Here is a 24,265-nt window from a genome sequence, read left to right on the forward strand (position 1 = left end):
TCATGAAATTAGCTAGCCGTGTACAGGCATTGACACCATCTACAACGCTGGCAATAACAGCCAAGGCTAAGGAACTTAAGGCACAGGGCCACGACATTATCGGTCTAGGTGCCGGGGAGCCGGACTTTAATACACCAAAGTATATCATCGATGCCGCCTATAAGTCTATGATAGAGGGCCAAACAAAATATACCCCTTCAGCAGGGCTGCCGAAGTTGAAGGAAGAAATTGCAGCCAAGCTAAAAAGAGATCAAGGAATTGACTATAAGCTGTCCGAAATCATGGTCGGATCGGGCGCAAAGCATGTACTGTATACATTGTTCCAGGCTATTCTCGATGAAGGTGATGAAGTTATCGTTCCGATTCCATACTGGGTGAGCTATCCGGAGCAGGTCAAGCTTGCGGGTGGAATACCGGTTTATGTTGAAGGAAAAGAAGAAAACGACTTTAAATTAACAAGAGAACAGCTTGAAGAAAGCATTACAGCAAAAACCAAGGCGATCGTGATCAATTCGCCAAGCAATCCTACTGGCATGATTTATACAGAGGAAGAGCTTCGTACCCTTGGTGAAGTATGCTTGGAAAATGATGTATTGATCGTGTCCGATGAAATCTATGAAAAACTTTTATACGGAGGCGCGTCCCATGTTTCAATCGCGTCATTGTCCCCTGAATTAAAACAGCAAACGGTTCTGATTAATGGTGTGTCCAAATCGCATTCAATGACCGGCTGGAGAATTGGGTATGCTGCGGGTGAGGAATCAATCATTAAGGCAATGACCAACCTGGCAAGCCACAGCACATCGAATCCAACAACTACTGCACAATACGGTGCCATTGCAGCTTATGGAGGCCCGCAAGATGAAGTAGAGCAAATGCGTACTGCCTTTGAAGAAAGGCTTAACATTATTTATGATAAGCTTGTCGCAATCCCAGGAATTACATGCTTGAAGCCCCAAGGTGCTTTTTACCTGTTCCCAAATGTAAAAAAAGCTGCGGAACTCACAGGTTACCAAAGTGTAGATCATTTTGTGGAAGCTTTATTGGAAGAAGCGCTAGTAGCTGTCGTTCCTGGTTCAGGCTTTGGAGCTGATGACTATATTCGTCTTTCTTACGCAACTTCGCTTGAACAGCTGGAAACCGCAGTGGAGCGCATTCATAAGTTTGTGGATAATAAGATGGCTTAGACTTTTTCTTCAAACTCGCCAATCGGCGGGTTTTTCTTTTTTGAGACGATAGGAACCCGCGCAGGTGATTTGCCTGTACTGTTGTTCTAAATGTATAATATAGAAGGTAAAATTTTTAGTTTTGGGTTGTAAATTTGGAGGGAAATATAACGTGAAAATTACGATTGCGGAAGCTAATAAATATGTTGATGAGCAAATCAAGATTGGTTGCTGGCTGGCAAACAAACGCTCAAGCGGAAAAATCGCATTTTTGCAGCTTCGTGACGGCTCCGGTTTTATCCAGGGGGTTGTCGTACGCGAGGATGTAGGCGAGGAAGTTTTTGCAAAGGCAAAAGCATTGACACAAGAATCATCCTTGTATGTATCAGGGATCGTTCAAAAAGATGAACGTTCTCCTTTTGGCTATGAAATGCTTATAAAAGATATTGAAGTCATTCATGAATCAGTCGATTATCCGATTACACCTAAGGCCCATGGAACCGAATTTCTCATGGATAACAGGCATTTATGGTTAAGGTCTAAACGGCAGCACGCGGTAATGAAAATCCGCAATGAAATCATAAGGGCTACTTACGAATTTTTTAACAAAGAAGGCTTTGTTAAAGTTGATCCCCCTATCTTGACAGGCAGTGCACCGGAGGGAACATCCGAGTTGTTTGCTACAAAATACTTTGATGAAGACGCTTATCTTTCCCAAAGTGGACAATTGTATATGGAAGCGGCAGCGATGGCGCTAGGAAAAGTCTTTTCATTCGGCCCTACCTTCCGTGCCGAAAAATCAAAGACGAGGCGCCATTTGATCGAGTTCTGGATGATCGAACCCGAAATGGCTTTCTACGAATTCGAAGATAATCTCCAGGTTCAGGAGCAATATGTCTCCCATATCGTTCAATCTGTCCTTAAAAATTGTAAGCTTGAACTGAACACTCTTGGGAGGGATACATCCAAGCTTGAACAAATTAAAGCACCTTTCCCTCGTATAAATTACGATGATGCCATTAAGTTCCTTCATGAAAAAGGCTTTGATGATATTCAGTGGGGCGATGATTTTGGGGCACCACACGAAACGGCGATTGCTGAAAGCTATGATAAACCAGTTTTCATCACGCATTATCCTACATCAATAAAACCGTTTTATATGCAGCCTGACCCTGAACGGGAAGAAGTGGTGCTTTGCGCAGATCTTATCGCACCTGAAGGGTATGGCGAAATAATTGGCGGTTCACAGAGGATCCATGATTATGATCTGTTGGACGCGCGCATTGAGGAACACGGCCTGAGCAAGGAAGCCTATAAATGGTATCAGGAATTGAGACAATTTGGCTCTGTTCCGCACTCCGGCTTCGGTCTAGGTTTAGAGCGTACAGTCGCCTGGATAAGCGGAGTAGAGCATGTACGTGAAACGATTCCATTCCCGCGATTGTTAAATAGACTGTATCCATAATTGGTCTTTCATTTTTTACTATAATCCTTAAGAAATAAATTCTTTAATTTACTTTAGCTTCCTTGGAAGGCATGGGAAAATTCATTACTCAACCAAAAATTACAGTGGCAAGCGCTAGAAATTGTCATTCCAGTCATATGTTAATTTGAACGGTTTTGCCGCTTTTCGGCTGCCGTTCTTTTTTTCATCATGGGAACCCGATGTTGTTAAAACTTTCATCTTATTTGGCGCTTATTTCGTGAATCCATTTCGTGTTATACTTGATGAGAGGTGTCTTATGATGAAGGATAAATTATTTGCATGGTTTAAGGAAGGTACGATCACGATTCCTTCTTTTCTTTTTAGCCATTATAAAGTAATGGGGCTAAATGAAGAAGAGGTCATGCTATTATTGCAGCTCCATAATTTTCGGGAAAATGGAAACGAGTTTCCGACGCCGGGGCAAATTGCAGAAAGAATGACGTATGGAGAACAGGATTGTCTGGGGATGATCCAAAGGATGATCCAACGAGGCTTTATAGAAATCAACGAGGAGTATCCCGGTTCCATCCTGCACGAAAGCTATTCCATCGAACCGATGTTTGAAAAAATGATTGAATGCTTCCTCAAAACGGTAAACCAGGCAGAAACCGAAAAGAATGCGGAAGATAATCAAAGCCTATATACAATTTTTGAAAAAGAGTTCGGCAGGCCGTTGTCTCCATTTGAATGCGAAACACTTGCCATGTGGATGGAAGAAGATCACCATGCTGAAATCATTAAAGCGGCGTTAAAGGAAAGTGTATTATCTGGAAAGTTGAATTTTCGCTATATTGACCGGATCTTGTTTGAATGGAAAAGAAACGGGATTAAAACAACTGAGCAAGCTAGACAGCATAGCGAAAAATTTCGTATCCACCAGAAACGGGAAAAAAGGGTGAAACCAGCCACTGCGCCCTCTAAGGAAATCCCTTTTTATAACTGGCTGGAGCAGTGATCTATGGTTTAAAGGAGTAAAAACATGCTTAATAAAGCGCAAATACGAAAGTGTCTTGAGACAATAGGGGAAATGTTTCCGGATGCACATTGTGAGCTGAACCACTCAAATCCGTTTGAACTAGTCATTGCGGTTGCATTATCGGCCCAATGTACCGACGCTTTAGTCAATAAAGTTACAAAGAATCTCTTCCAAAAATATAAAAAGCCAGAGGATTACATAAGTGTGCCTCTTGAAGAACTTGAGAACGATATTCGTTCGATCGGCCTGTACCGAAACAAGGCAAAAAATATTCAAAAGCTCTCCCGAATGATTATCGAAGATTATGATGGAGAAGTCCCAACAGACAGGGATGAATTAACAAATTTGCCCGGCGTTGGAAGGAAAACTGCCAATGTTGTTGTTTCCGTTGCTTATGGTGTCCCTGCCATAGCGGTCGATACTCATGTCGAAAGAGTGAGCAAACGCTTGGGTATATGCCGATGGAAAGACAGCGTACTGGAAGTGGAAAAGACATTAATGGCGAAGATACCGAAGGAAGAGTGGTCCATTACGCATCATCGTCTTATTTTCTTTGGAAGATACCATTGCAAGGCACAGTCACCCAAATGTGAGACCTGCCCGCTGTTGGATGTATGCCGGGAAGGGAAGAAACGCATGAAGGTGAAAGTTGTGAAATGAGAGGGCCAATTACATGCAGCATACCTGAGGAGCTAAAGCATCCATTATTTTTTTCCGGAGAAGATGCTGTAATTTCACCGGCCGCATTACAGGATAGGGGAATTGCTGGTGTTAACCCCTATTTTGCCTATGAACTATTATATTGGAACGGTTTAAACGGATACCGTCCATGGGAGGCGGACCAATTGTCGCTCGTTGAGATTTTTTCACACTGGAAAAGGATAAATCAAAAGGCAGGTTTACTCTTTTCTGACAGAAAAGCAGAAGATGCTTGCATTTATATGATAGAGGGATTATCTTTATTCTTCTCGGCACTTTTTTGGTTGAACAATAAGCCGGTTAGTCTCAAAAATTGGGAAGCTGCCATTGAGTCTTTTCCATTCAAACCTGTAAACACATCTGATAGGTTAAGTTTTATCTTCTTTCGGCCCGGCCTTTATCATTCCTATGTGCAGCTTGCAGAATTATTTGCCGAATTGGAAAAACTATACTATAAAAAAGAAATATTATCTAAAAAAACGTCTAAGCATCAAGCCTAGACGTTTTTTGTCCTTCTATTGGTTATCCCGAGAATCAGTGCCTGGAGGGTTCGTTCCATCTCCACCGCTCCATGGCCAGCTTTGAGATGGGTTCCCTTGATCTGCATTGCCGTTTCCAGGATTTTCGCCTTTTCCGGGACTGTTGCCATTTCCAGGACTATTATCATTTCCAGGACTGTTGCCATTACCAGGAGTGTTTCCATTTCCTGTACCATTTCCGTTGCCAGGATTGTTATTGCCATTTCCCGGGGAGTATTCATCAACAGGTGGCCAGAACTGGTCAGGATCTGTTTCCGGCAATTCTTCAGCTATACTTGGATCAACGATATCAATTGTAGTTGTTACAGGGTCGCTCCGCTGGCCATCTGCGGTGGCAGTAACGGTGAATGTATATTTAGCTCCTGGTATGACACTTCGAACCTTTATCTCATGCTCTGTGAGGGTAATTTCCCTTTCGCCAGCTTTATCACTTGAAATTTCGACTTGAAACTCTGGATCTTGCTCCTCACTTTCCGGATAATCCCACGTTAAAGTAATTTCATTGGCAGTCTGGTCATAAACCGCGTTCAAATTAAACGGCGCTTTAAGTTTGTCGAATTTTTTCGTGACTTCGGTTGGTTCATTTCCTTTTAGAAAATATTCATAAACAATTTCAGTTTTTGGTGTATATTCATTTGGCAGCATGGCAGGATCCGAGCCTTTGACGACTCCGACTTTTACAACGCTGCTCGGTTTTTTAAAGTCTTTCGTTTCTTTCCCTTGGGAAACATGCTGGATTAGCTTGCGAAATACTTCCTTTGGGATTCCCTGAGAGCTTTTGCTAAGGAAATTTGATTTATCTTCATAACCTGCCCAGATTGCGGCAGTATAATTTGTTGTGTAGCCGGCGAACCAGGAATCGAGCGCTCCGCCAGGCTCAACATTGTACTTTCTTTTATCTTCCGCAGAATAGTTTGTTGTACCGGTCTTGCCAGCAACCGGTAGTCCAGAAATATTTGCAAGCACACCGGTACCGTAACTTTCCTTCAATACACTTTTTAGCATATCGGTTACCATGAATGCGGTTGAATCCTTCATAACAGCCCTTGACTCCGGTTTATTCTTTATCGTTGTACTTTTATCCCGCAGCACGATCTTCTTAACAGAGTGAGGCTCATTATAAATACCGGTATTTCCAAAAGCACTATAAGCGCCCGCCATTTCAAGTGAGGAAACCTGCAGCTTGCCGCCTCCAATTGAATCAGCTTCAACCAAATCCTCATTGATCGGGAGCCCCATGTTCTTGCCAAAGTTTTGAGCACGGTTAGTTCCAACCTCCTGGAACGTTTTAAGGGCTGGGATATTTAACGATCGCCCGAGTGCCTCTCGGATGCTCATCTTGCCGTAATGCCGCCTTGAGGCATTGTTTATTTGTACACCGTTAGAATAGGTATATGGTTCGTCAACGATTTGCTTATATGTTGACCATTTCTTATACTCGATAGCTGGACCATAATCAAAAATCGGTTTAATTGTTGACCCAGGGGGTCTTTTTGTATCCGTTGCATAGTTCCATCCACTGTTGAAATCAGCGCTTCTAGACCCACCGATTGCTCGGATTTCACCGGTTTTCGTATCTAAGAGGGTAATCCCCGCTTGAAGCTTATTGCTAGGGAATGTAATAATTTCGTTTGTGGTAAGCATTTTGTGTACATATTCCTGGGCATCCCTATCAAGGGTAGTATGGATTTCCAACCCGTCAGCGAAAATATTGTAATCGCCCATTTTTTCGACTTCCTTGATAACCTGGTCAACGAAAACTTCGTAAGGCGTGCTGTCCATTTGATTCTGCCCTTTTTTTACCAGTCCCTGTTCAATTGGAATTTTTTGAGCTTTTTCCATTTCTGCCTTTGTGATGAATCCATGCTTATTCATTAAATAAAGTACAACATTCCTGCGTTTCTCTGCCCTTTCTGGATATTTATACGGGTTATAACGAGCAGGGCTTTGCGGCAGACCGACAAGCATGGCTGCTTCATGAAGCTCAAGATCTTTCAATTCTTTTCCATAATAGATTTCAGCGGCGGTTCCAATACCATTTGCACGGTTTTCAAAAAAAATTTTATTGATATACATTTCAAAGATTTCTTGTTTTGTATATTTTTGTTCAAGCTGAAGGGATAGCCACATTTCTTGCGCTTTTCGTTTCAGGGTTTTCTCTGGTGAAAGATACGAACGCTTTACCACCTGCTGGGTGATTGTGCTTGCACCCTGTGATCCAAACCCTTGGGTGATGTTTGCCATTACTGCACCGCCAAGGCGCATGATGTCCACGCCGTGGTGTTTATAGAAACGGACGTCTTCTGTTGCGAGGAACGCGTTTTCCACAAGCTTTGGGACATCTTCATATTCTACATATACCCGTTTTTGCCCAACCTCCTTAAACGGTTTTCCTTCTATATCAAGAAGCGTTGATGGAACCGGATCTTTCAGCAGATTTTCATCAAGCTTCGGTACATCGCTGATGAAATAGGCAAATGCCGCCCCTCCTGCAACCATACCGATGATTCCCAAAGTGACCAGAAAGAGAAAAACCCTTTTAAATAGGCCCTTGGGCTTTTGTTTACTATCTTTCTTCTGCTTCTCGGTTTGCTTGCGGCGCTCTGTTCTCGTTTTATACTTCTCAGCCATTACAGCTACCTGCCTTTCTAACAACGGTGAATCAAATTAGGACAGTATTGAATCTATTGCTTTAATATAGTCAATCCTTGGTTGAAAGCCTAGAGGAATCATAATCGAACAACTTTCCACTTCAGCTTTTGTAATCGATTTTCTACCGCCGGACAGCATCCTGTTCCAAAATTTTGAAAGGTCCTCTAATTGCATTAAGAAAGTTTCTTCCTCCACAGTGAACTTCATGATGACAAACGCAATCCCGCCTTGGTTAACAACACTTTTCATATGCTCGATTTGATGCTGGTGAAAATTCTTAAGCGGAAAGGAAGTAGGGTTCGCCGTTTCCTTTGCTTCAAAATCAATATATCTTCCTTTGTAAACGCCATTATAATCTGTCGTCGACGCCTGTTTGAAATAAGCTTCCTTAATTACAGCTGCACTTCTTTTAGGATAGTGCACATCTACAATTTGAATGGGAACCGGTTTTTTATGGATAACCGCAATGCCATTGGACAGATAATACTGGTTGCTTTCGTTTAAATCATCCTCCAGCGTTTTTCCGCGATTGCTGTAGCTTATTTGTTTTGCCGGACGGGCGCTAGGATCCTTTTTTGCCGGGACGAACCTCCGGCCATTTGGGTAGTGAAAAGCCAAAGTTTACCCCTCCTTTTTTACACTCATCTATGATAGCAAAAAAGAAAGTCGGTTGGTGAATAAATTTGTTTATTTCCCAATACGCTAACACTTGTACAAAAGGCTACAAAATGAGCGTTCTCCTAAATTATGCACTTTCAAAAAGGCAACCAATGCTTTTGAAACATCTCAGGACTAGGATAAACCTCATTCTCACATGGCCTGCTATGTTGGAAAGTAAATCCACAAATGGCACCAATATTAATCTATTGTACTTAATTATTTAGTCAACTTTTTTACAAGAGAGAGGTGAAACACATGGTGCAATGCAACAATATATGGAGCCTGACCCCAAAGGAACAAAAACTGATTAAAAAAATTACATGGCTTACGGAAAAATGGAATAAAGATAACATATCAAGGACGAAAGCCTATGAATATTTCTTTTCGATCCACCCTGAGATTAAATGGGCTTTCCTTGCCAGCATGGTTTCACGAAATGCCGGATGGAATATGTGCGACCTTGAGGGGGCATGGCTTCCGAAGGCTGTTTCCCGCCACTTTAGGCATTCCTTGTTTATGACTTATGAACGCGCTAACTGGCTGATTTTCCATGATGCCTTTCCTCAGCTAATGCTTTATCATTATTCGACGAAATATCGTATCCCTTTGTTTCATTTGTCGAGACATTTTTCGATTTCCAGTTTTTCAGAACATGAATGGAACGCCTTTTGGAATTCCAGGGATGAAACCCGATTGCTGTATGCCCTGATTATAAACGAGCAAAATGTCATTGAAGAACCCGTAATCAGACACCAGTATTACAATCCGTTTATATTTCACTCGTTTCTTTTCGAATTACAGGACTGGATGCATTTCAGCACTGTGCTATTTCCAATGTGCTGCGGTGAATTATATGGGCACTCGGTATCGGACTTCCGGAACGTGGATGCCCGGATTGAACTTGGAAAAATGCTTTCATTGATTCTGTTCCACGAGGATTTGTTTCCGTTTTTCTACGAATTTGCGCGTCTGACAGAGCCAACCGGCTCCCGGCACGATTATGAGAAATATTTTCAAAACAAAAAGAGAAGGGAAACACCGTTTTTGAGAATGGTTTATCCCGTCATTTCCCATTCAGTACAAAGAATGGAACTATGGGACACGAAAACAGATATAAATGCGATTTGGTTTAATATGCCCAGCCTTCCTAAAGAAATAAAATTGAACGATTGGTACCGCAAGAAGCAGAAACAGCTTCACTTTTTTATCAAAGCGAAGGACTTTTTCCTGCGATATTAGGAAAAAATGGCTTTGCTTTAGGATTTGCATAATCATTTGAAACATTCAGAGATGTTGTCGAAATGAAAGGGGAAATTTCAGCAAAATTCACTTTCTTTGACGATTTCCTTCTAGTTTTGTCGCCGTTGAAGGTACTCGTGATCAAAGCCAAGAATAATAAAAACAAAGAGAAGAGGAGGTTTGTTTATGGAAATAAAAAAAGTAGAGACGAAAGAGATCCTGGAGTTGCTTGGTGAAATAACCGTGCGTTTGGAACAATTGGAGGAAACAGTAGGTGAAAATTATAACACCGGCCGCTGCCGGCTCTGGGGGAGTCAAATGGCAATGGTTCATTCCGCTCAAGTTGCGTTTGAGAAGGCAGAACAGGAATGGAAAGTAAAAGATTTCGAAAACAAGTCCTACATTTTGAGAAAAGCAAGCGCCATGAATCAGAAAATGCCGATGAACCCTAATTTGGGTTACTAGATAGTTACCTTTGCAGCTTGGGTTAGCTGCTTTTTCTTTTTTTTAGGGCCAATATTTTTCAATTCCCTCACATTCATATATACTTTAGTGATCAAGGAGAAGGAGGAAATAATGGAGGCTGAAAAATACGTTTTGCAGTTAACGAAGAAATTAATCAATCTTTGTGAGGAAGCAGACCAGATTTATGATCTGGTTCGTGAATCTGGAAAGGAGCATGATTTTTATACGGAAGTAAAGCCTTTTGCGGACAAGGTCCACGATTTAACAACGGAATGGTCCGAACAAATGAAGAAAAGGATGAAGGAAGAGCATTTTAGGTACATCTTTCCTCAACAGATTGATCAGACGGCGCAAAACCTGACTGATATCTCGGTGCAGGCTTTTTTTTCTAAAACGAGCTATAGCAGATTCAAGAGCCATGTTCAATCGGTTAAATTCATTTTAAAAAGTGTGGAAACAGAAATAAACAATAATATGTAAAAGGATCGAAGTGTGCCTAAAGGGTTACTCACCAATCTATTTCTACATTCATATAGTATAGCAGCTAATGCCATGAAGAGGAGGAAAGGCTTGTGATGATTAACAGGAATTACATTCCCGGAGATGAGTGGGGGAGCGGATACAATAGCTATTCGGTTCCGGCCTTTTTAAATGAATATCCGTATTATCCGCAACAGTTTGAACCTGGCCTGGATAACCCGGCAATTGAGCGTAATGCGATGAATATGTACCAGGAAGCCTACTATGCCCCCGCCGGTTTTCATCCCATGCACGGGGGGGCTGGTTACTATCAGATGGAACTGCCCAATAATCAGGGACATATTAATGAGGGTCCGTCTTATTTCCAAAACGGCGGACAACCAATGAATCATTTTCAAGGTACGCCCATTCCTTTACCCGCAAATCAACATTTTCCCGGGTTTTACATGAATGGAGGTCCCACGCACTTACCTTCCCAGCAGTTCCCACAGCAACTAATGCCCTATCAGCCTGCCGCTTACCAGCAAGAGTCTACAAAAAAGAACGGACCCAATCCCTTTGAGAATCCACTTCAACCTATCCAGAAAAGGCCGCCTTTGCAGCAAGCATTCGCAAATCCGTATCCCAGCCAGCAGTTCATGAAACAACCACCTTCTGGCTTCCAATCTATACTGAACCAATTCAAGACACAGGATGGATCAATTGACGTAAATAAAATGATGAATACTGCCGGGCAAATGATGAACACCTTCAGCCAGATGTCATCAATCGTCAAAGGGTTTGGAGGAAAACTGCTTAAAGTGTAACCCTCAATGCAATTAAAAGGCCAAAACCCAAGAAAACGTCAGGAGCTTCTTGAGCTTCTGTTGTTTTCTTAGGCTTTGGCCTCCTTGATTTTGGTTAGATGTCAGTCGTTAATCGTAATCCGCTTGCCTTTTAGCTTTGGAATTTTAATTTCCAATACCCCATCACGATGATTGGCTGTTGCCCTTTGTTCATCGATTGGTTTTGCAAGGTTGATGGTTCTTGAAACAGTGTTTGGAGATGGCCTTCGTTTTGGTGCTTTGTTTGCGGTGAATTTTACAGCCTGTACATAGTTTTTTACACTGATGACAACTCCTTGAGAAAGCATTTCAATATCTATTTGTTCCCGTTTGATTCCGGGAAGCGCAGCTTTGATATGGTAGTACGTATCTTTCTCGCTGATCTCAACAGGAAAGCTCCGTTCTATTGACCCGAAAAAATCATCCATCGATTGAAGAATGCCTTTTAGCGGTTTTTCTGCAAAGAGCCGGTCCATGGTCGTCATAAATTCATTAAACGTCTGCCCATGTGAAGATTTCCGACTCTTATGTTTCTCTGAATCAGACATTTGTCAGTCTCTCCTTTCAACTTTATACCGCTGCTATTTAGGCTATGTAAGTCCGAATTTAATGGTGAATTGTAAAAACAATTTTCTATTTGTCTTTATTTCATAGGTTATTTTTTTCATCATGTTATTCTTTGTATCATAAGGCTGTGACGATTATTAAGTGAAAAAAAATGTTAAGTAAATAAGATGTTAATCATTACCAAAAAAAGGGAATGATATTTTTCTTTTTTATCGAACGTTCATTCGTTAAAATAATACTATTGGGGTGAACGATAATGAAATTACGAGAAAACTTGCAGGAAATAATTGCAAGCTTGAAAACCGATGAAAAGTATAAAGACAATTTCGTCCACTGGCATACAATTGATCCTCGGGAAGCAACGGTTGTCCCGTTCCCAGAACGAATGGACAAAAGGATAAGACAGGCGTTGGCAAACAGGGGAATAAACGGGCTTTATACCCATCAGGCTACTGCTTTTAATGCGGCTGTGGAGGGGAAAAGTTTAGTTGCAGTAACACCAACAGCGTCTGGAAAAACATTTTGTTATAATCTTCCTGTATTGCAGTCCATCATAGAAAATGAAAAAACACGGGCTCTTTATATCTTTCCTACAAAAGCACTAAGCTACGATCAGAAAAGCGAGCTCCATGAGATGATCGATGAGATGGAAGTGGGTATTAATAGTTATACCTATGACGGGGATACCCCTTCAAATATCCGTCAAAAGATCCGTAAGGCAGGGCATATTGTGATTACCAACCCGGATATGCTGCATTCTGGAATTTTGCCGCACCATACGAAATGGGTATCGCTGTTTGAAAATCTGAAATATGTCATTATTGACGAGCTTCACATATACCGGGGTGTTTTCGGGAGCCACACTGCAAACGTGATCAGGCGGCTGAGACGGATTTGCAATTTCTACGGCAGCGACCCAGTGTTTATTTGCACATCGGCAACAATTGCAAACCCGAAGCAACTTGCCGAGGAGCTTACCGAGAAGGATATGCTGCTGGTTGATAATAACGGAGCGCCAAGCGGAAAAAAGAATTTCGTCTTTTACAACCCCCCTGTTGTGAACAAGGCGTTAAATATCCGCAGGAGCGCAGTGTTAGAGGCTCGAAGCCTTGCTACGGAATTTTTGCGGAATAAGATCCAAACGATTGTATTTGCACGGTCACGCGTAAGAGTCGAAATCCTGCTTACTTATTTGCAGGAATTGGTCTCAAAGCAACTGGGGCCTAAGTCTATAAGGGGTTACCGCGGGGGGTATCTTCCGAAGCAGCGACGAGAAATCGAAAGAGGGTTGAGGGAAGGAAGCATTTACGGGGTTGTGAGCACTAACGCCCTGGAGCTTGGCGTGGATATTGGCCAGCTGCAAGTATGCATCATGACAGGCTATCCCGGCTCCATCGCAAGCGCTTGGCAGCAGGCCGGGCGAGCGGGGAGAAGACATGATGAGGCGTTGATCATCATGGTAGGAAGCTCCAGTGCACTTGACCAATATATGATCCAAAATCCGGATTACTTCTTTTCAAGAAGTCCAGAAACAGCAAGAATTAATCCGGACAACCTGGTAATTCTTGTAGATCATATCAAATGTGCGGCATATGAGCTGCCTTTCAAAAAAGGAGATACATTTGGCACGGCAGAAATCATGGATGTGCTTGAATTTTTGACCGAAGAAAGAATCCTTCACCAAAATGGTGACAAATGGTATTGGATGAATGATGCTTTTCCAGCCCATAATATCAGCCTGCGCTCAGCATCCCAGGAAAATGTCGTCATCATTGACCAGACAGAGGCTCCGGAAAACAAAGTGATCGGTGAAATGGATACATTCAGCGCGATGACGTTGCTTCATGAAGAAGCCATCTACCTGCACCAGGGGATTCAATACCAGGTCGAGCTGCTTGACTGGGAGGAGAAGAAGGCGTATGTCCGGGAAGTGAACGTTGACTATTATACTGATGCAAACCTGGCCGTCCAGCTTTCTGTGTTGGAAGTGGATAAGCAAAAAAACTGCAGTACGAATGAATCTGCATATGGAGATGTATCGGTAAGGGCAATGGCTACAATTTTCAAAAAAATCAAGTTTGAAACACATGATAACATCGGTTCAGGGCCAATTACCCTGCCGGAAGTGGAGCTTCATACGAATTCGGCAATGCTTTCCCTTAACACGGTGATACTTGGTTGGGATGATAACAGGATGGAACAAGGGTTGATAGGCGCGTCCCATGCCTTGAATTATATGATTCCCCTTTTCGTGATGTGCGACCCGCACGATATCCATGTCTATCCCCAGGTAAAAGCCAGCCATAATGAAAAACCGACCATTTTTATTTACGATAGTTATCCTGGCGGCATAGGACTTAGTGAAAAAGTATATGAAAATGTTGAGCTAATAGTAAACGAAACCCGCAATATGGTGGAACGATGCCAATGCGAGAGCGGTTGCCCTTCCTGCATAGGAACAGATACAGCCTCTGAGGGAGCAAAGAAGGACGCCATCCAGCTGCTTAGCATGTTCACCAAGGGGCTACCGGTTGACACGCCTGTATTATACTGACGAAATAAGATGGTTTAGTCAGGATTCGAGGTGATATTATTGTCGTTAAAAAATAAACTGGGACGTATGAAAAGCCATATGAAATTGGACAGCCAGGAAAGGGAAGCTGCTGTCCAGGAAAATAAAAACCTAGTGAATGAGATCCCTTTTATTGATAAATGGCAGGAGAACGAAACATCTGTCTATTGGTTTGATCATCAACATTGTTACATCAGGGAGGTACGTTATCCATTAGATTACCTTCACGGCAAGTACATGTTCAAGGACTTGCTCGATGTTGTCGAGCTTTGGAACAACTCATCTCTTGATCACCCTCTATCTGCCAAGGGCCATGGCGCGATGGATTTATTTTTCTTCGATACAGAGACAACGGGTCTGGGTGGAGGTGCGGGAAATACAATATTTTTGCTTGGATATGCATTTGTTGGGAACCAAGAAATCGTTGTAAGGCAGCATGTTTTGCCACAACCCGGGAACGAAATTCCCCTATACCAAAGCTTTTTGGAAAATATCAATTATGACACCCTTGTCACGTACAATGGAAAAGCATTTGACTGGCCGCAGCTAAAGACAAGGCATACTCTGATACGGGAGCATGTCCCACGGTTGCCGGATTTTGGTCATTTTGACTTGTACCATGCTTCAAGAAGGCTTTGGAAAAACAGGCTGGAAAAAGTGAAGCTTTCAGCAGTTGAAGAGGAAATACTAGGATTAAAAAGGGAGAATGATATCCCAGGCTATTTAGCGCCCATGATATACTTTGATTTTGTTGAAAGAAAAGATCCGGAAATATTACTTGGCGTCATGAAGCATAATGAAATAGATATTCTCTCTTTGATTACACTTTATATCCATTTGTCAAGGCAAATCCTCCAAGTTGAGGGATATGGTCAGGAAACCCTCGAAATTGCACGCTGGCTTAGTTATCTAGGAAAAAAAGAAGAGGCTAATGAAACCTATCACCGTCTCCTTAAGCATGGATCAAAAGAGGAGCGAATCACGGCCAGTCACGCCATAGCGTATGAAATGAAAAAGAAAAAAGATTACGACACTGCTTTAAAGATTTGGCTAGAAGTGGCTGAAAGAGGAACCCAAAGAGAAAAACACGAAGCATTGCATGAAATGTGTAAACTTTTAGAACACCAATACAAGCAACATGACAAGGCCCTTCAGCTTTCATTAAAGCTGCTTGAGGAACTGGAGGCTCTCCCTAATCCTTCAGCATCTCTAATACAAGACCTGTATAAACGCTGTGAACGGCTGAAAAGGAAGCTTGCCCGTTCTTAGATGATAAGCATTGTGAAAATTTATCTGTCAGTTTTGATAAAGAATCATTGTTCCGTATTATCAATGTGTGTAAAATGTAAGGATGTGAGAGGTCGCCATGCGTTTATAGAACGTATTGCAATGGCACCTCCAGATTATAGGACGGGGCGGGAAACATGTATAAAGCGATTTTATTTTTATTCTTTGTTGTTATTTGTTTAACTGGTTTTGTGTTTTCAACATTGAAGGACGGTTTTTATTCCTTTTTATCATAAATATAGGTCTTTTTATTAGTACAACTGTACCTCTAGATTCATAGTCTGTTAGTGTAAATGAAACTATGAAGAAAGGGGACGCTTTTTGTATGGAACATATGAAAAAGCAATCTAACGTAATGGGAGCCCAAATGGGACCAAATGTTATGGGAGCCCAAATGGGTCCTTCTGGAAAAGGTCCTTCAGTAATGGGTGCTCAAGCTGGTCCGTATGGAATGGGACCACAGCCAAGTCCTGCAGTAATGGGTGCGCAGGCAGGCCCTTACCCAGGTATGGGTCCTGGGGTTTCACCGGCAGGTATGGGTCCTGGGGTTTTACCGGCAGGTATGGGTCCTGGGGTTTTACCGGCAGGTATGGGTCCCGGGGTTTCGCCAGCAGGTATGGGACCAGGTCCATTTGGTCCGGTCGGTCCAACTAATGTTGCACCTGCCCAAGTGATGCCGGGAACTGTTTCACCAACGCAGAATTTTGTGAATACCAACGTGATTCCACATGTTGTGCCGCATGTGCATCCATCACACACAACAAATGTGAATCAACACGTTTTTACTCACCAGCATTACTTCCCGCACACTGCATCAGTCGTTAATCAATGTTTTGAACAGCATGTGGTTTGTCCGGGCAGGCCTCCGGTCGCACCTCTCCATCCTTGCCTTCCGCGGCCATTTTGTTAAAGGGAAACAAGGGCAATAGCCCTTGTTCTTTATTATTAAAAGAAAGGAATCATACGGATTGAACGTAATATACATAACTGGCTATAAACCTTTTGAAATTGGCATATTTAAAAATGATCATGAGGGTGTAAAATATATAAAACGGGCAATAAAACGTCGGTTGGTTCCTTTAATTGAAGAGGGTGGCGAATGGGTGATTGTTTCCGGCCAGCTTGGTGTTGAGTTGTGGGCTGCAGAGGTTTTGATTGAGCTGAAAAATGAATATGATCATGTAAAGCTGGGTGTATTGACACCATATTTGCAACAGCAAGAGGCTTGGAATGAAGCGAACCAGCAGTATTATGAGAATATTTTGGCGCATGCGGATTTCGTTGATTCTATCTCGAAAAAGCCATACGAAGGCCCGCAGCAGCTGAAGGCAAAGAATCTTTTCATGGTTCACAAAAGCGATGGTATGATTATCGTGTATGATGAGGAGAAGGAAGGTACTCCCAAGTACGCTTTGGCAGAGGCGGTAAGATACAGTGCTGACAATCCTTATCAAATTATTCGTATTTCATTAGATGACCTTCAGCAGGCTGCAGAAGAAGATCAATGGAGTTGAAAAGGTAACGCGTCCAATACCGCCCCCAAATGAAGATGTGCCGTTGACAAATCAAGGGTTATTTGAAAAAATAATAAGTACAAATTGATGTATCGCGAAAGTATTGAGGTGAATCTTATGCTATCTGATAAGATAAAATTATCGGCTAAAGACATTCTTGAAAAAGATTTTAAGACGGCAATGCGCGGATATAAACCAGAAGATGTTGACCAATTTCTCGATTTAGTCATAAAAGACTACGAAGCATTCCACCAAGAGATCGAAGAGCTGAAGCAGGAAAACCTTAGGCTAAGAAAACAAGCGGATGATATCTCTAGGCGCCAAACACAACCGACAACCAGTGTAACACCGGGAACGACTAATTTTGACATCCTAAAAAGGCTATCAAACCTGGAAAAGCATGTGTTCGGAAGCAAATTGTATGACTGAGCTTGTTATAAGTTTAAACGAATAATCAATCTTTCATAAATTATTTGATTGATTTTTTCGCTCATTGTGGTATAATCTTTACTGGAAAGAGCAGAGAGAGTTGTTAAGCCTATGCAAGTTGAGTGTATCAGCTTTGCAGTACGGCATGTGAACACAGGGCTCACATGAAAAAAGCAAAAGCCTAAAATTCATGATTCGATCCAGAACCATATCTCGTAAGAGATAAATTAGTTTGATTTACCATTGATGTTTTATCAGCAATTTATTATAATAGTTTATGTTGTGAATGACGTTCAGGTAATCGCTGCAGCTTTCGGCTGTAGAGGAAAGTCCATGCTCGCACGGGCTGAGATGTCCGTAGTGTTCGTGCCTGGCGAAAAAATAAGCCAGGGCAGCAAGTTGTTTGCTGACGGCTGGGAAAATGCCTAAGTCCTTTATGGATATGGTATGAATACCTTTAAAAGTGCCACAGTGACGGAGCCTTTCCGGAAACGGAAAGGGTGGAACGAGGTAAACCCCACGAGCGAGAAACCCAAATTATGGTAGGGGAGCTTTCTTCCTTGGAAAAAATGAACGAGGGAGAAGGACAGAAGCTTATGCATCTGTAGATAGATGATTACCGCCGAAGTACGAGATGGATAATCGCTTGCAGTACTGAGGAACAAAACATGGCTTATAGGACGTTATCATAATATATCCTTTTAAAACGAGCAACTCTCCTTTCGTAAAGGAGAGTTTTTATTTTTATACATAAGGATTAGCTAAGAATCCAAAATTCGTCTTTTTTATGAATGTTTGGCGATATTTAGCGAAAATCCTCAAAATAATTACATACGGAAAAGGAATTTTACATTATCATTATATCTATAATGCCATCTCAGTGGGATTCAGGTAGGTGATTATTGTGATCAATTTGGAGCTAGAAATTATTTCCCGTGAATTCACGGCAATGGCTGATCTGCTCTTCAATCAGGTCAAGGAAGGGGTCATTTTGCTGTCAGGGGAAGGTGATATCTTGGAGTGCAATGCCGCTGCAGCAGAGATTACAGGGTATTTGCCGGATGAACTGAAAGCCCAAGGATTTTCGTTATTGTTAGAGGAAAATCATTCCTCCGATTATTTGAGGGAAATGAAAGAACGTCCAGATGGAGCGTTTGAGAAACTTCAAATGATTCGCAAAAACGGTACGGTATTTCCTTGTTCGATAAAATACCGTTTGTTTTCATACGGAAATGGCAGCAGTTATTTTCTTCTCACCTTTTCGGAAAACGCTCGAAAAAACCGCTGGAATCAAGAAAGCAAGCTAAGTGAAAAAATATTCGAGAATATTGAAGAAGGCGTTATGATCACCGATGCTGACAAGAGGATCCTTTCCGTTAACCCGGCTTTTCAAATCGTTACGGGCTACTCGTTGGAAGAGGTAATTGGAAAGACGCCAAAGATTCTTCAATCTGGATTACATAATAAGCGATTCTATGATGAAATGTGGAGTGAAATTAATCAAAAAGGGCGATGGAATGGTGAGGTCTGGAATAAACGGAAGGACGGAGAGGTTTTCCCGGAATGGCTGACAATCAGTTTGATCAAGGATGAAAATGAGGAAATAACGAATTTCGTTGCTGTTTTTTCAGATATTTCCGAACGCAAGAATGCCGAGGACCAGCTTAGAAAGCTGGCGCATTACGATTCCCTGACCGGCGCTGCAAATCGCTATCTTCTTAATGAACAGCTCGATCGGCTGCTGGTCACGGCGGAAAGGTACAAGCAGCTTCTAGCCGTATTATTCCTTGATTTGGACCGATTTAAAATGGTTAATGATACGTTGGGACATAACTATGGTGACTTGCTCCTTAAAAAGGTTTCAGCTCGCTTGAAAGGGCTCTTAAAGAATAAAGATATGATAGCCCGACTTGGCGGTGATGAATTCGTTATTGTGTTACCAAACATTAAACACCCTAAAGAGGCTGCTCATATCTCAGGAGAAATCATCCGCTCTTTGGAACAGCCGTTTATACTGGAGGATAAGGAAGTGTATACATCCACATCAATCGGCATTGGAGTCTTCCCTTTTGATGGAAAAGATACGGATACATTGATCAAAAATGCCGACAGGGCCATGTATGTGGCAAAGTCGAATGGCCGAAATAAATTTGAGTTTTATCATTCGGGCCAGCATCAAGAAAATGAGAGCAGGAAATTGTCTGTTGAAAATCGGTTGCGTAAAGCCATTGAAAACAAGGAATTATCTTTATATTACCAGCCGCAGGCTCTTGCAAATACCGGAGAAATCACCGGTGTAGAAGCATTGCTTAGATGGAACGATAAGGAATTGGGCAACATATCCCCTGGAGAGTTTATTCCAATTGCTGAAGAAACCGGGTTAATCGTTCCCATAAGTGAGTGGGTCATTGACCAAGCGTGCCAGGATATTAAATTCTTGCATGTATCCGGGCACCCTGTTTTAAAGGTTGCTATTAACATATCCGGAATCCATTTCGGTCAAGATGATTTTGTGAAAAATGTAAGCCGAATCATTGAAAAAACGAATATTAAAACACATCTTGTGGAATTAGAACTAACAGAGAGCACAATCATGCCAAATGCTCCTGAATCCATAAGCAAGCTTGTCAAGCTAAAGCAGCTCGGTATCAAATTGTCAATAGACGACTTTGGCACAGGGTACTCATCTTTAAGCTATCTGCATCGCTTTCCAATTGATTCGTTAAAAATTGACCAAAGCTTTGTAAAAAATCTTTCTATTTATAAAGAGGATGCATCGATTGTAACGGCAATCATTACGATGGCCCATACATTAAACCTCGAGGTAGTTGCCGAGGGTGTCGAAAATAATAAACAACTGAAATTCCTGAAAAAAAATGGCTGCGAAACCATTCAGGGTTTTTTCTTAACGAAACCACTCCCTTTTGAAGAGTTAAAGACTCTCCTTCAAAGCTGGGAGCCTTGGATTTAATCTGAAAGATGGTGTTCTTATGAAGTATGATATTATTGCTACAGCTGCGATGGGCCTTGAATCGGTTGTTGCCAAGGAAGTGCGCGGCCTTGGATATGACTGTCAAGTAGAAAACGGAAAGGTTATCTATAGAGGTGACGCACAGGCGATTGCCAGGTCCAATATGTGGTTGAGGACCGCCGACCGGATAAGAATAAAAGTTGGCGAATTTAAGGCGACTACATTTGATGAACTGTTCGAGAATACAAAATCGTTGAACTGGGAGGACTATTTGCCTGAAGATGCAGAATTCCCTGTTAGCGGAAAATCAGTGAAATCCACACTGTTTAGCGTGCCTGATTGCCAGGCGATCGTAAAGAAAGCAATCGTGAACAGAATGCAAACTTCCTATAAACGTACATCCTGGCTAGCGGAAAATGGCCCTCTTTTTAAGGTGGAAGTATCCCTGCTGAAGGATATTGCTACACTTACCATTGATGCAAGTGGTGCGGGGCTGCATAAAAGGGGATATCGGGCAGGGCAAGGGGAAGCGCCTTTAAAGGAAACACTGGCAGCAGCGTTAATTATGTTGACGAACTGGCACCCCGACAAACCGTTTATCGATCCTTTCACAGGTTCGGGAACCATTCCGATAGAAGCCGCATTGATCGGACAAAATATTGCTCCTGGATTTAATCGCGGATTCGTATCCGAGAGCTGGCCATGGATCGGCAGCAAAACCTGGGAAGAAGTAAGACAGGAAGCGGAAGACCTTGCAAAATATGATGAACCGGTTGATATCTCCGGGTTTGACATTGATCATAAAATGGTTGAAGTTGCAAAGGCAAACAGCATGGAAGCAGGCCTCGGCGAATTAATCAATTTTAAACAAATGCAAGTCAGAGATTTTGCTACACAAAAAGAATATGGTGTAATTGTTGGAAATCCCCCGTACGGAGAACGTCTGGGAGAGAAAAAGGCCGTGGAAAAAATGTACCAGGAAATGGGGCAGGCTTTCAGTAAGCTTGATACCTGGTCCATTTATATTATTACTTCCCATCCTGACTTTGAAAAGCTATATGGAAGGTCTGCCACGAAAAAACGGAAGCTCTTCAATGGATTCATCAGAACGGATTACTACCAATATTGGGGAAAGCGACCGCCAAGAACTAATTAAAGACGAATGGTGAAAGTATTACTACCTCATTAAAATAAAAGCATAACTTCTCCCCTTTCCGTATAAAATGTATATATCTTTTTCTCCAGCGGATTGGGGGTGGCTCAAGTGGATACAAAATTATTTGATTTCGGATTAATTACCAGGGCTTTATATACTTCCTATGAGTCAATAAAGCTTGACGGGTACGACAAGAACTCTCTGACGAAACTAATGGATGCAGAGAAAAATCTTTTTCAAGCATTGTCATTCCATTTGCAAAGAGAACATGGCAAGGACGACTAAATAGCATCAAAATTGCTGGAGCCTCCCAGCAATTTTTTTATTCTCGTCTGTATACTGTTTTCTTGACCAATAATCAATAGTACGTAATAATAGCATTTTGCACTAATACTTCATAAAAAGTTAACAGCTTGTTAGCTTATATAATAAAGGGGAGAACGGGATGTTGCAGACGCTGCCTTTTCAGGTAACGAAGGAAGATTCTTTCTATGAAAAATTTTCCGAGTGGATTGGAGATGTTTTTTACGATATTCTTCCTGAAAAGGGATTCGAGGAACGCGATGAGCAGATTTTTATGGCATTCCAGCTGGAAAAAGCCTTTAAAGAAAAGAAAATTGTTTTTGCTGAAGCCGGAGTAGGGACCGGCAAAACGCTCGTTTACCTTCTTTATGCAATCTGCTATGCCAGGTATACTAATAAACCTGCAATTATTTCATGTGCTGATGAAACACTTATCGAACAGCTGGTAAAAGAAGAAGGGGATATTAAAAAGATTAAAAAAGCCCTGGGCATTGATGTTGACGTACGGCTTGCGAAATACCATGACCAATATGTTTGCCTTAAAAAACTGGAGCATGCTGTTAATACAGTGGATTCTGAAGGCATTGACCAGCTTCATGAAGAACTCCCTAAATTTGTTTATGGCAGCGGCTCAATGTCGGCTTACACGCCTTATGGTGACCGAAAACAATATCCTTACCTGGATGATGAAGACTGGGCAAAGGTCGGCTGGGACCAGCTGCAAAACTGTTTTACATGTGATATGCGGCATCGGTGCGGCCTGACGCTTTCTAGGGATTTCTATCGTAAATCCACAGACTTAATCATCTGTTCCCATGATTTTTTCATGGAACATATTTGGACAAAGGACAAGAGGAAGCGGGAAGGACAACTTCCTTTGCTGCCGGAGCATAGCTGTGTAATTTTTGATGAAGGGCACTTGCTTGAATTCTCCGCACAGAAAGCGTTGACCTATAAAATTGGTGAAGCAACCCTATCAAACGTGCTTGAAGCATTGACCGCAAACGATGTTCGTGACGAGACACTGTATGTCATTGAAGAACTAATCGATATAAACGAAGAGTTCTTCCATATCCTGGGGCAAGTTGCGATTCCGGTACCAGGATCTGGCCGCTATAGGATCCCTTCTTCTGAACATGTCAACCAGTTTGCAAAAAAACTGCATCAAAAAGTCGAACAGCTAGAAGAAAGCTTAGTATTTGAATCAGAGATGTACACCATCAATGAGTATGACTTGAAGGTCACTGAAGAATATTTGGAACAATTGGGTTACTCTCTTTCATTGTTTCTTAGGAACCAGCAGGCTGTAACCTGGTTTGAGAACAACGGAGGCTCTAAAACCCTCGTGATCATGCCACGTCTTGTGAAAGATATACTGGGGGAAGAAGTTTTTTCCAAAAACATGCCATATGTATTTTCGTCTGCGACTCTTTCAGAGAATAAGTCCTTCGACTACATTGCAGAGAGCTTAGGCATAAATAAATACACAAGCTTTTCGGTGGATTCTCCATTCGATTACGATGATGCCATGAAAATTTTCATTCCTGTTTTTGAAAATGGCAACCAATATCAAAAGATGGAATATGCACGAAAAACGATTGAGGAAGAACAGGGAAGGACCCTTGTCCTTTTCCGTTCAAAAGAAGAATTGCAATGGTTTAAGAAAAACACCGCGCCTTCGGACTATTCATTCTATTATGAAGGAGAATCGGAAATCAGCGATCTAGTGAAAAAATTCCAGGAAGAAGAGCATTCCGTTTTACTGTCCTATCATTTGTGGGAGGGATTGGATATTCCGGGAGAATCGTTAAAAAATGTTGTGATTTTCTCACTCCCATTCCCTCCGCATGATCCGGTATTTGAAGCGAAGCGCGCAACGGCAAGCGATCCCTTCAAACAAGTCGATCTGCCATACATGCTGCTTCGCCTTCGCCAGGGAATCGGCCGGTTGATAAGGACATCCCATGATTCTGGAAAGGTTCACATTCTTACGGAAAAAAACCTTCCTGAAAATGTTTTGGAAAGTATCATTTCGGTTCTACCGACAGCACCTCAATAAGTGTTAAAGCCGGGGTTAATTCCCCGGTTTTTCTAAAATTAATAATTATTTCTTTCTTGCTGCATTTCAATATTGAGCCATTTCATCCTCTTTGGCACAGTCATAGCAGATGAGTCCATTCCTTTTTTATACTCCCTCAAAAAATCCATTCCGGCAATAAATCTTCTTTTCGCATTTTTTACAAAAACCAACTATCTCATGAGTAATAGCTTTTTTTGTTT

21 protein-coding genes and 1 other RNA gene are annotated in these 24,265 nt (G+C 42.0%); 19 read left to right on the forward strand and 3 right to left on the reverse strand.

The genetic code is table 11. The annotated features are described in order from the left end of the window. Positions 1–2: 2 nt before the first annotated feature. The 5 genes from CUU64_RS05740 to CUU64_RS05760 all read left to right on the forward strand — a co-directional run bounded on the left by CUU64_RS05740 (position 3) and on the right by CUU64_RS05760 (position 4,827). Positions 3–1,187 carry a pyridoxal phosphate-dependent aminotransferase gene (locus CUU64_RS05740; RefSeq protein WP_101632309.1) on the forward strand — a complete coding sequence of 395 codons (1,185 nt, stop codon included), beginning with the start codon at positions 3–5 and terminating at the stop codon, positions 1,185–1,187. A 151-nt stretch (positions 1,188–1,338) separates the two neighbouring features. Continuing rightward, positions 1,339–2,631, forward strand: a complete 1,293-nt coding sequence (gene asnS / locus CUU64_RS05745) for an asparagine--tRNA ligase (protein ID WP_101632310.1) — start codon at positions 1,339–1,341, stop codon at positions 2,629–2,631. A gap of 277 nt (positions 2,632–2,908) precedes the next feature. Then, positions 2,909–3,607 (forward strand): DnaD domain-containing protein, encoded by a 699-nt coding sequence (locus tag CUU64_RS05750; protein ID WP_101632311.1) that lies wholly within the window; start codon positions 2,909–2,911, stop codon positions 3,605–3,607. 24 nt (positions 3,608–3,631) lie between these two features. Then, the gene (nth, locus tag CUU64_RS05755) at positions 3,632–4,288 is read left to right on the forward strand and encodes an endonuclease III (RefSeq protein ID WP_101632312.1); all 657 of its coding nucleotides are present in this window, start codon (positions 3,632–3,634) and stop codon (positions 4,286–4,288) included. Continuing rightward, positions 4,285–4,827, forward strand: a complete 543-nt coding sequence (locus CUU64_RS05760; RefSeq protein WP_101632313.1) for a YpoC family protein — start codon at positions 4,285–4,287, stop codon at positions 4,825–4,827. Before nth ends, CUU64_RS05760 begins: the two co-directional genes overlap by 4 nt. 15 nt (positions 4,828–4,842) lie before the next feature. On the opposite strand, the gene CUU64_RS05765 is transcribed toward CUU64_RS05760, so the two are convergent. Both CUU64_RS05765 and recU read right to left on the reverse strand, forming a co-directional pair. After that, positions 4,843–7,497 (reverse strand): penicillin-binding protein 1A, encoded by a 2,655-nt coding sequence (locus tag CUU64_RS05765; RefSeq protein WP_101632314.1) that lies wholly within the window; start codon positions 7,495–7,497, stop codon positions 4,843–4,845. A 36-nt stretch (positions 7,498–7,533) separates the two neighbouring features. Further along, positions 7,534–8,136 carry a Holliday junction resolvase RecU gene (gene recU, locus CUU64_RS05770; protein WP_101632315.1) on the reverse strand — a complete coding sequence of 201 codons (603 nt, stop codon included), beginning with the start codon at positions 8,134–8,136 and terminating at the stop codon, positions 7,534–7,536. Between the two features lie 297 nt (positions 8,137–8,433). Between recU and CUU64_RS05775 the strand changes: the two genes are divergently transcribed. From CUU64_RS05775 to CUU64_RS22905, 4 genes are all read left to right on the forward strand, one after another. Then, the gene (locus CUU64_RS05775; protein ID WP_101632316.1) at positions 8,434–9,417 is read left to right on the forward strand and encodes a DUF2515 family protein; all 984 of its coding nucleotides are present in this window, start codon (positions 8,434–8,436) and stop codon (positions 9,415–9,417) included. 186 nt (positions 9,418–9,603) lie between these two features. Further along, complete coding sequence (locus CUU64_RS05780; protein ID WP_101632317.1) at positions 9,604–9,882, forward strand: hypothetical protein; 279 nt, start codon at positions 9,604–9,606, stop codon at positions 9,880–9,882. Positions 9,883–9,993: 111 nt separating this feature from the next. Further along, on the forward strand, positions 9,994–10,362 hold the full coding sequence (locus CUU64_RS05785; RefSeq protein WP_101632318.1) for a YppE family protein: 369 nt from the start codon (positions 9,994–9,996) through the stop codon (positions 10,360–10,362). A gap of 95 nt (positions 10,363–10,457) precedes the next feature. Continuing rightward, the gene (locus CUU64_RS22905) at positions 10,458–11,168 is read left to right on the forward strand and encodes a YppG family protein (protein WP_308302344.1); all 711 of its coding nucleotides are present in this window, start codon (positions 10,458–10,460) and stop codon (positions 11,166–11,168) included. Between the two features lie 101 nt (positions 11,169–11,269). Here the strand turns inward: CUU64_RS22905 and CUU64_RS05795 are convergent, their stop codons facing one another. Then, positions 11,270–11,734 carry an Hsp20/alpha crystallin family protein gene (locus CUU64_RS05795; protein ID WP_101632319.1) on the reverse strand — a complete coding sequence of 155 codons (465 nt, stop codon included), beginning with the start codon at positions 11,732–11,734 and terminating at the stop codon, positions 11,270–11,272. A gap of 275 nt (positions 11,735–12,009) precedes the next feature. Here CUU64_RS05795 and CUU64_RS05800 point away from each other — a divergent pair, with 275 nt between their 5' ends. The 10 genes from CUU64_RS05800 to CUU64_RS05845 all read left to right on the forward strand — a co-directional run bounded on the left by CUU64_RS05800 (position 12,010) and on the right by CUU64_RS05845 (position 24,044). Further along, positions 12,010–14,307, forward strand: a complete 2,298-nt coding sequence (locus CUU64_RS05800; protein ID WP_101632320.1) for a DEAD/DEAH box helicase — start codon at positions 12,010–12,012, stop codon at positions 14,305–14,307. A gap of 30 nt (positions 14,308–14,337) precedes the next feature. Beyond that, a complete protein-coding gene (locus CUU64_RS05805) occupies positions 14,338–15,594 on the forward strand; it encodes a ribonuclease H-like domain-containing protein (RefSeq protein WP_308302334.1) in 1,257 nt (418 codons plus the stop codon). Positions 15,595–15,937: 343 nt separating this feature from the next. Continuing rightward, on the forward strand, positions 15,938–16,522 hold the full coding sequence (locus CUU64_RS22910) for a CotD family spore coat protein (RefSeq protein WP_308302335.1): 585 nt from the start codon (positions 15,938–15,940) through the stop codon (positions 16,520–16,522). A gap of 58 nt (positions 16,523–16,580) precedes the next feature. Continuing rightward, positions 16,581–17,126, forward strand: a complete 546-nt coding sequence (locus CUU64_RS05820) for an SLOG family protein (RefSeq protein ID WP_101632937.1) — start codon at positions 16,581–16,583, stop codon at positions 17,124–17,126. A gap of 117 nt (positions 17,127–17,243) precedes the next feature. Then, entirely contained in the window at positions 17,244–17,555 is a 312-nt protein-coding gene (gene gpsB, locus CUU64_RS05825; protein WP_101632322.1) for a cell division regulator GpsB, read from the forward strand. A gap of 289 nt (positions 17,556–17,844) precedes the next feature. Beyond that, positions 17,845–18,236: RNase P RNA component class B (rnpB, locus tag CUU64_RS05830), an RNA gene on the forward strand. Between the two features lie 214 nt (positions 18,237–18,450). Continuing rightward, positions 18,451–20,526, forward strand: coding sequence for a sensor domain-containing protein (locus CUU64_RS05835; protein ID WP_257985434.1), 2,076 nt, complete (start codon positions 18,451–18,453; stop codon positions 20,524–20,526). A gap of 19 nt (positions 20,527–20,545) precedes the next feature. Next, positions 20,546–21,682 (forward strand): THUMP domain-containing class I SAM-dependent RNA methyltransferase, encoded by a 1,137-nt coding sequence (locus CUU64_RS05840; protein WP_101632323.1) that lies wholly within the window; start codon positions 20,546–20,548, stop codon positions 21,680–21,682. 108 nt (positions 21,683–21,790) lie between these two features. Further along, on the forward strand, positions 21,791–21,967 hold the full coding sequence (locus CUU64_RS21865; protein ID WP_180954471.1) for a hypothetical protein: 177 nt from the start codon (positions 21,791–21,793) through the stop codon (positions 21,965–21,967). 160 nt (positions 21,968–22,127) lie between these two features. Then, a complete protein-coding gene (locus CUU64_RS05845; protein WP_101632324.1) occupies positions 22,128–24,044 on the forward strand; it encodes an ATP-dependent DNA helicase in 1,917 nt (638 codons plus the stop codon). Positions 24,045–24,265: the final 221 nt, after the last annotated feature.

Source organism: Bacillus sp. V5-8f (genome assembly GCF_002863565.1).
Taxonomy (GTDB): domain Bacteria; phylum Bacillota; class Bacilli; order Bacillales; family DSM-1321; genus Peribacillus.

What these genes read in the sequence shown, in the direction of transcription:
- CUU64_RS05800 (WP_101632320.1), top strand. Translation starts at nt 12,010, where the DNA reads ATGAAATTACGAGAAAACTTGCAGGAAATAATTGCAAGCTTGAAAACC.
- CUU64_RS05775 (WP_101632316.1), top strand. Translation starts at nt 8,434, where the DNA reads ATGGTGCAATGCAACAATATATGGAGCCTGACCCCAAAGGAACAAAAA.
- CUU64_RS05760 (WP_101632313.1), top strand. Translation starts at nt 4,285, where the DNA reads ATGAGAGGGCCAATTACATGCAGCATACCTGAGGAGCTAAAGCATCCA.
- gpsB (WP_101632322.1), top strand. Translation starts at nt 17,244, where the DNA reads ATGCTATCTGATAAGATAAAATTATCGGCTAAAGACATTCTTGAAAAA.
- CUU64_RS05780 (WP_101632317.1), top strand. Translation starts at nt 9,604, where the DNA reads ATGGAAATAAAAAAAGTAGAGACGAAAGAGATCCTGGAGTTGCTTGGT.
- nth (WP_101632312.1), top strand. Translation starts at nt 3,632, where the DNA reads ATGCTTAATAAAGCGCAAATACGAAAGTGTCTTGAGACAATAGGGGAA.
- CUU64_RS05765 (WP_101632314.1), bottom strand. Translation starts at nt 7,497, where the DNA reads ATGGCTGAGAAGTATAAAACGAGAACAGAGCGCCGCAAGCAAACCGAG.
- CUU64_RS05740 (WP_101632309.1), top strand. Translation starts at nt 3, where the DNA reads ATGAAATTAGCTAGCCGTGTACAGGCATTGACACCATCTACAACGCTG.
- CUU64_RS22905 (WP_308302344.1), top strand. Translation starts at nt 10,458, where the DNA reads ATGATTAACAGGAATTACATTCCCGGAGATGAGTGGGGGAGCGGATAC.
- CUU64_RS05795 (WP_101632319.1), bottom strand. Translation starts at nt 11,734, where the DNA reads ATGTCTGATTCAGAGAAACATAAGAGTCGGAAATCTTCACATGGGCAG.
- CUU64_RS05840 (WP_101632323.1), top strand. Translation starts at nt 20,546, where the DNA reads ATGAAGTATGATATTATTGCTACAGCTGCGATGGGCCTTGAATCGGTT.
- CUU64_RS05750 (WP_101632311.1), top strand. Translation starts at nt 2,909, where the DNA reads ATGATGAAGGATAAATTATTTGCATGGTTTAAGGAAGGTACGATCACG.
- CUU64_RS05845 (WP_101632324.1), top strand. Translation starts at nt 22,128, where the DNA reads ATGTTGCAGACGCTGCCTTTTCAGGTAACGAAGGAAGATTCTTTCTAT.
- CUU64_RS05785 (WP_101632318.1), top strand. Translation starts at nt 9,994, where the DNA reads ATGGAGGCTGAAAAATACGTTTTGCAGTTAACGAAGAAATTAATCAAT.
- CUU64_RS22910 (WP_308302335.1), top strand. Translation starts at nt 15,938, where the DNA reads ATGGAACATATGAAAAAGCAATCTAACGTAATGGGAGCCCAAATGGGA.